Here is an 8,365-nt window from a genome sequence, read left to right on the forward strand (position 1 = left end):
AATAGAATCAGTAACACTCTTTAATATGATTGGACAAGCAGTTGCAACTTGGGATGTAAAAGATCAAAGTCAACAAAATATTTTATTGCCAATCAAAAACTTAAGCTCTGGAACTTACATTGCAAAAGTAAAAACAGACAAAGGTGATACTAGCAGAAAAATCGTTTTTAATTAGGGTTTAAATGATTGGTTTGACAACCAAAAAGCCACGCAAATTGCGTGGCTTTTTTTTTCTATAAAAATCATGTCTATAATTAATATTATCTTTTTAAAAAAAAGTAAAGTTAGTAAATATATTAAATATTTTTGTAGTATTTTTAATATAATAAAATGTTAATTATGTATTTAAACGTTTAAAAGTGTAGTTTATTCGATTAAATTAAAATTTTAATTAGATTTGTCCAGTAATTAAAACTACCAAAAACAAATTTAAAAAAGATGAAAAACATTACTTATTTATTACTAATTATACTATTAAATTGTAATAACCTATTTTCTCAAGAAATAAATATTACTGGAAATCTAGTTTCAATACCAGATAACGATACTACTCCTGTTATTAGTGATTTTACAGATTTTGGCACACTAAATTCAAGAACATTTACTATTCAAAATACTAGTGCAATTATCTTAACTCTTGGTACAATTTCAATATCTGGTACAAACGCAAATGAATTTTCAGTTACTTCTTTTCCATCTTCATCTATAGCCGGCGGTTCGAGCACAACATTTACAGTTACTTTCAATCCAATTTCTACAGGATTAAAAAATGCAACACTTTCTATTGTTAATAATGATAGTAATGAAAATCCTTATGACTTTTCAATTAAAGGTACAGGAATTAGTAATGAAATAAACATCCTAGGTAATGCAGTTGCAATTATAGATGGAGATACAACGCCAAGTGTTACTGATTGGACTGATTTTGGTTCTGCCGATATAATTTCAGGTGCTGTTTTAAAAATATATACCATACAAAACACCGGAACAATGACACTCACATTAGGAGCAATAAATTTTACTGGTGTAAATGCTTCTGATTTTAAAGTTGTAAATTCTCCAACTTTAAATTTAATTGGTAATGGTTTAACTACTTTAATTGTAAAATTTATACCAAGTGCATTGGGACTAAGAGCCGCAAGAATATCAATTATAAATGATGATAGTAATGAAAACCCATATGATTTTTCAATTCAAGGAAATGGAACAGCACAAACTATGGCAGTATATGGCGGATTAACTGGTACTAATGTTGTACCAGATGGTGACATTAGCACAATAGTTAGCAATTATACTAATTTTCAATCAACAAACGTAAGTTCTCCAATTTATAGAACATTTGTAATAAAAAATTTAGGTGGAACCTCTATAAACTTAACTGGTACACCTATTGTTACAATTTCTGGTTCATCAGAATTTGTTATTTCAACTCAAGCAATTTCTCCTGTACCAGTAACTGGTTCAAGAAGTTTTATAGTAACTTTTACTCCTACTAGCATTGGAGTTAAAACCGCAACAATATCTATAAACAACAACGATACTGGTGTAAATAAAAACCCTTATACATTTGTGATATCTGGAGAAGGAATTCAAAAATTTATTGATACAGATAGCGATGGAGTTTTTGACCATTTAGATTCAGATGATGACAATGATGGTATTCCTGATACTCGTGAACAAAGCTTTGTATCTGGTAATACTGTTCCAATGACAACAGATTTAATTTTATTAAATGAATCTTTTGGAAACAGCACAATAAGAGCAAGAATAAATGTAAATATTCCAACTGCAACAACTGATTATTGTTATGAAGATGGAACTCCTGCACAAGCAATAGACGAATGCGATACCGATTATAGTCTAAATGATGGTAATTATAGCGTTTCCAATACGGCACAATGTGCTTCATGGGCATCACAATATTGGTATACTGGATTAGATCATACCACTGGTGATGTTGATGGTAGAATGGGATTATTTAATGCCACAATTAGTACAACGGCAGAATTTTATAGAACAGTAGTTCAAGGTGTGATTCTTGGTGCTCCAGTAACTTACAGCTTTTGGGCTTTAAATCTTGATAGAACAGACGCACCTAATATTGGAACTAGACCAAGACCTCAGTTAGAAGTAGATTTTTTTGATTTAAATAATAATATTATTCCAGGTAGCAAAATAATAACCGGAGATGTTCCTCCTTCTAGCACAACTTCTAACTTATCATCTGATTGGCATTTTTATACTATTACTTTTACACCTACTACAACCAACGGATTTTCTATTGTATTTAGAAATAAACAAATTGGTGGTGGCGGAAACGATTTAGCTCTTGATGATATTATTGTAAAACAAATATTAACTGATGCTGATGGTGATGGAGGAGCAGATATCTACGATTTAGATTCAGATAATGATGGAATTGGCGGAATTATTGAAGACGGTTGGAAAAGTTTAAGCAACGGAAAAGATACATTAAATTTAATCCCAATTATATCAGGAGGAACTTGGTTAGATGTAAACAATAACGGATTTCATGATACATGTGAGGCATATTATGCAACATATACCCAAAGAGATTTTGATGGCGATAGTGTACCAAATTATGTAGATTTAGATTCTGATAATGATGCAAATTTCGATGTGGACGAAGCAGGAATTTATAATGGTGATGGTGATGTTAACTGTGATGGTGAAGGTGAAGGTAATGATATAGATAAAGACGGAATATTATCTAAATTTGATACATTTTCAGGTTTTGCTAATGGTATTAAATCCTTACCATTAAACTCCTTATTGATTGGAAATGAAGATTATCTAAAAACATCATCAAAAATTGCTGGCACAACTGATATTTCTTTAACATTATTCTCAAGTTTAGATTCAAATCTAGATGGAATTATTGATGGAAACGCAGATTTAGATAAAGATGGAATACTTGATACTTTTGACACTAACAACAATTATTTTGGTTCTCCAAGAGATTTAAACAAAAAGTTATATCTTGACTTTGACGGAAGAAATGATTATGGTGAAGCAACATCTATTCTAGGTGGATTACCAGCTGCATCAATAATGGCTTGGGTAGATTTAAATACAGATTTTGTTACTGATGGCGTAATTTTTGGACAAGATAAATTTCAAATACGAATCAATACATCAAGAAATATTGAGGCAATTATTAATGGTTCAACTTTAACATACACAGGCGTTAATCTAAATAAAAGACAATGGTATCATGTGTCAGCAACTTTTGGTGCTGGTTCATTAAAATTATATTTAAATGGTTTGTTAGTGGCTACTCAAAATGTTTCTGGAGCTATTAGTGCTGATGCATCACTATTAACTATTGGTAAAAATCCTATTGTAAATAACAACTATTTTAAAGGTAAAATAGATGAATTAAGAGTTTTTAATGTTGCACTCACAGAAAAACAATTACAAAGAATGGTTTATCAAGAAATCAATGATTTTGGTGGACAAGTTAGAGGTGAAATTGTTCCAAAAAATATTGAAACTTTACCTTATATAAATCTATTACGATATTATAGAATGGATGTTTATAAAAATGATATTATTGATGATTTTACAACAACAACATTTGATATAAATAATGGCATGAAAATTTTTAATAACAAAGTTATATGGTATCAAGAAGCACCAATGCCTTTTATTACTGAACGAAATGGTGATTTTGCTACAGCAACAGATAACATTTTAAAAGACATTAGAGGTTTAGATGTAATAGAATTCGATTGGTCTATTATCAAGGTAAAACATAATATTATTGAATTTTCCAACAACACAGATTTAGGTATGTTTGTAGATTCTGGTAAAACCATTAGTGTCAACAACGATAATAAAATTCAAAACAACTGGTATCTAAAACTAGATGGAAAAATAGATTTAAACGGTAAATCTCAGTTAGTTCAAAATATAGAAAGTGATCTTGATCCAACAAGTGCTGGTTTAGTTGAAAGAGATCAACAAGGACATTCAAATTTATTTAATTACAATTATTGGTCTTCTCCTGTTGGAACAATCAATAATACAACTAACAATAATGCATATACAGTTGCTGGTGTTATGAAAGATGGTACAACAGCAACTCCACAAAACATAACATGGACAACTGGATATAATGGTAGTCCAACAAGTCCAATTACTTTAAGCAGTTATTGGATATATAAATTTCAAAATTTAAGTCCTGTATATGCTAACTGGCAATCTGTTGGTTCTTCGGGTTCATTAAATGCAGGACAAGGTTATACATTAAAAGGTAGTGGTGGCGAAGGTCTAACTCAAAATCTATCATTTGTAGGTAAACCTAATAATGGTGCAATTTCAAGTGCAATTGCTGCAAATAATTTAAACTTAAGCGGAAACCCATATGCATCTTCTATTGATGCTAAGCAATTTATTTTAGACAATAGTACATCTTCAACTGGAGCAATTTACTTTTGGGAACATTCTGCAACTAATAATACACATGTAACAGTAGGTTATCAAGGTGGTTATGCAACTAGAAACGCAACAGGCGGTGTTGCTCCTGTTGCTCCTACAGTAATTTCTGGTGTTGGCACAAGTGCTAAAGTACCTGGAAGATATATTCCTGTTGGTCAAGGTTTCTTTGTAAAAGGTTCTGCTACCGGCGGTAACATCACTTTCAATAACAATCAAAGAATATTTATTAAAGAAGACGATATAGATTCGAATACATTATTTAAACAAAATACATTTAAAAATTACACAACACCATTAGTTGAAGTTTATAACAATTCAAGTGACGAAAAACCAGAAGATGAATTTAAAAAAATTCGTCTAGGATTTAAATCTACCGATAATTTTTATAAGCAAGCGCTTCTTGGATTTATGGAGAACAATGCTACAGATAATTTAGATTACGGTTATGATGCAATAAATATTGATTCTCAAGTTAATGATATGTATTTTATAAACAGTGGTGCAAATCTCAATATTCAAGGTGTTGGTTACTTTAATGCAAACAATATTTATCCTTTGGGTGTTAAAAATAATGTTGCTGGTGATGTAGTTTTTAGAATTGAAGAAACCCAAAATTTCGATTTCGTTTTTGAAGCATACATCTTTGATAATGTTACAAATATTTACCATAATATAATGAATAATGATTTTACAATTGCTTTGCCTCAAGGAACAATTAATAACCGTTTCTCATTAAGATTTAAAAACCAAAGTGCATTAGCAACTGATAATTTCAATTTATCTAACGGAATTCAAATTGCTTACACTAATGCTAACAGTGTATTAACCATAAAAAATAACGTTAACGATACAACTGTCGAAACTGTAACATTGTATAACATGATTGGACAAACTGTTTCAACATGGAAAGTAAATGACCAAAATCAACAAAATATTGTATTTCCTATTAAAAACTTAAGCTCTGGAACTTACATTGCAAAAGTAAAAACAGACAAAGGTGATACTAGCAGAAAAATCATTGTTAATTAGGTTTTATATGATTGGTTTGACAACCAAAAAGCCACGCAAATAGCGTGGCTTTTTATATTTATTGAAAGTAATAATTATTTTAATTTAGTTACTAATTCATCAAAATTAACTTGAGTTTGTTCGCCATTCAAAATGTTTTTGAGAGTAAATTTTCCATCAACAACTTCTTTTACTACATATTGAATTTTTCTATTTTCTGCATGTTTATATTGTTTATCAATTTTAGAATTATCTGGATATAAATCAACCTTAATGTCTAAATTTCTTAATTTAGAAATGGCTTGCATTGCTTCAAACGCTTCTTTTTCGCCATAGTTTAAAAACAATACTTTAACCGAAGTTACTACAGTTTCTGGAAACAAGTTCAATTCTTCGAGCACCAAATAAATTCTGTCTAAACCAAACGATATTCCAACACCACTCTTGTCTTTAAGTCCGAAAATTCCAGTTAAATCATCATATCTTCCACCACCACCAATGCTTCCCATAGCAACTGTTTTTGGCGCAGCAACTTCAAAAATGGCTCCTGTATAATAATTCAATCCTCGTGCAAGAGTAACATCCAAATCTAAAATTGCATTTTGCAAACCAAGTTTAGAAACATTTTCACAAATAAATCGCAATTCTTCAATACCTTTTTTTCCATCATCAGAATTTGATAATAATACCGAAAGTTTTTCTAATTTTTGTTCAATATTTCCTGTAAAATTGAATAATGATTGTACTTTTTGCAAAGCAATTTCAGAAATTCCTTTTTCTACCATTTCTTTTTTTACGCCTTCCTCTCCTATTTTGTCCAACTTATCAAGCGCAACTGTAAAATCTATTAATTTATCTGATGCTCCAATAACTTCGGCAATTCCAGATAATATTTTTCTATTATTAATTTTGATAGTAACACCTTCTAATCCAAGAGAAGTAAAAACAGCATCATAAAGTTGCACCAACTCTACTTCTTGCCATAATGATGTTGAACCAACAACATCGGCATCACATTGATAAAATTCTCTAAAACGTCCTTTTTGTGGTCTGTCGGCACGCCAAACTGGTTGTATTTGATAACGCTTAAACGGAAACTCAATTTCATTTTGGTGTTGCACAACGTATCTCGCAAAAGGAACTGTTAAGTCGTAACGCAATGCTTTTTCAGAAATTTTTCCAGTTAATTGTTTGTAATTTATAGTTTGAAGTTCATCCAATGAAACTTTATCCAAATAATCACCACTATTCAATATCTTAAATATCAATCGATCACCTTCTTCTCCATATTTTCCCATTAAGGTTTCAGAATTTTCAAAACTTGGCGTTTCTATTGGTTGATAACCAAATTTTTCGAAATGAGTACGCATCACACCTATTATGTAATTACGTTTAGAAACTTCAATTGGAGAAAAATCTCTTGTGCCTTTTGGTATACTTGGTTTGGATGCCATTTTACTATTGGATATTTGATTTAGAATAAAAAATGAATTAGATAATAATCCTTCGACTGCGCTCAGGAAGACAAACTATATAAAATTTTAAATTTTTATTTAAAATTTAAATTTGATATTGAAATTGAAATTGATTTTTGATATTGCCATTGCAAATATCATACTTTTACAATTATTTTATAAACGAAAAGACACAAACTTGTAACAAAATCTGTAATTTCGTGTCAAATAGTAATCATGAAGGGAATATTTAAAGAAAATATTAAAATTGCTTTTGGTTCAATAAAAACTCAAATGCTTAGAACTGTGCTTACAGTTTTCATTATTGCTATAGGTATTTGGGCTTTGGTAAGTATTCTAACAGTAGTTTCAGCATTAGACAATACTTTGAATTCTAATTTTGCATCCATGGGTTCAAATACTTTCAATATCAACCAATATGAATTTTCTACAAGAAATAATGGTGGTGACGAAGTTGAAAAAATAAATCCAATAATTACTTATCCGCAAGCCAAAGCATATAAAGAAAAATTTGATATGCCTTTAACCCATACTTCTTTATCATTTACAGCTACAAGAACTGCCGAAGTAAAATTTGAAAATAAAAAAACCGATCCCGAAATTCAAGTAGTTGGTGTTGACGAATTTTTTACAACCAACTCAGGTTTAGAAGTTACTTTGGGTAGAAATTTCAATCCATTTGATATTTCAAACAATACTTATGTATGTATTTTAGGAAGCGATTTTGCTACAAAAGGTTTATTAAAAGATGTAAATCCAATAGATAAAACTATTTCGGTTCGTGGAGCAAAGTTTAAAGTAATTGGTGTTTTAAAAGAAAAAGGTTCGACTTTTGGAAACAGTCAAGATTTGCGAATGTTAATTCCTATTCAAGTTGCGCGATCACTTTTTACGCAACCCAATATAAATTATTCAGTAAGCACAATGGTTGACAAAAAAGAATTGCTAGAAGATGCTGTAGATGAAGCTACTATTACAATGCGACAAGTTAGAAAACTTAATCCAGTTGAAGATAATAATTTTGGAGTTTCTAGAAGTGATGATTTAGTGCAACGAATTGCCGAAACTACAGGTTTTTTAAGTATTTCTGCATGGGTAATTGGTATAATCACAATTCTTGGTTCGTCTATTGCATTAATGAATATTATGATTGTTTCTGTAACCGAAAGAACACGCGAAATTGGTGTTAGAAAATCGCTTGGTGCCAAAAAATCAACTATTGCTTGGCAATTTTTTGTTGAAACATTAATTATTGGTCAATTGGGCGGAATTTTAGGAATTATATTAGGAACTATAACTGGTTATTTCATAGCAGTTGCATTAGATTTTGCATTTGTAGTTCCATGGAGTGCAATGACAGCAGCTGTAATTACTACTTTTATTGTAGCAGTAGTTTCTGGTTCTTATCCAGCATTAAAGGC

Annotated in this window: 4 protein-coding genes; 3 read left to right on the forward strand and 1 reads right to left on the reverse strand. The window is 30.3% G+C overall.

Annotation, left to right across the window (positions count from 1 at the left end):
* Position 1 precedes the first annotated feature (1 nt).
* Together ACH2BO_RS04690 and ACH2BO_RS04695 are read left to right on the forward strand one after the other, a co-directional pair.
* Positions 2-175, forward strand: coding sequence for a T9SS type A sorting domain-containing protein (locus ACH2BO_RS04690; RefSeq protein ID WP_395043594.1), 174 nt, complete (start codon positions 2-4; stop codon positions 173-175).
* A 263-nt stretch (positions 176-438) separates the two neighbouring features.
* Entirely contained in the window at positions 439-5,490 is a 5,052-nt protein-coding gene (locus ACH2BO_RS04695; RefSeq protein WP_395043591.1) for a choice-of-anchor D domain-containing protein, read from the forward strand.
* Between the two features lie 74 nt (positions 5,491-5,564).
* Here the strand turns inward: ACH2BO_RS04695 and hisS are convergent, their stop codons facing one another.
* Positions 5,565-6,923, reverse strand: coding sequence for a histidine--tRNA ligase (gene hisS, locus ACH2BO_RS04700; RefSeq protein ID WP_395043592.1), 1,359 nt, complete (start codon positions 6,921-6,923; stop codon positions 5,565-5,567).
* A gap of 237 nt (positions 6,924-7,160) precedes the next feature.
* Between hisS and ACH2BO_RS04705 the strand changes: the two genes are divergently transcribed.
* Positions 7,161-8,365, forward strand: a 1,205-nt coding sequence (locus ACH2BO_RS04705; RefSeq protein ID WP_395043593.1) for an ABC transporter permease, incomplete at its 3' end; no start/stop codon positions are given.

Source organism: Flavobacterium sp. (genome assembly GCF_043773265.1).
Taxonomy (GTDB): domain Bacteria; phylum Bacteroidota; class Bacteroidia; order Flavobacteriales; family Flavobacteriaceae; genus Flavobacterium.

Excerpts from the sequence above, each read along its gene's own strand:
- ACH2BO_RS04695 (WP_395043591.1), top strand. The coding sequence starts at position 439 with ATGAAAAACATTACTTATTTATTACTAATTATACTATTAAATTGTAAT.
- hisS (WP_395043592.1), bottom strand. The coding sequence starts at position 6,923 with ATGGCATCCAAACCAAGTATACCAAAAGGCACAAGAGATTTTTCTCCA.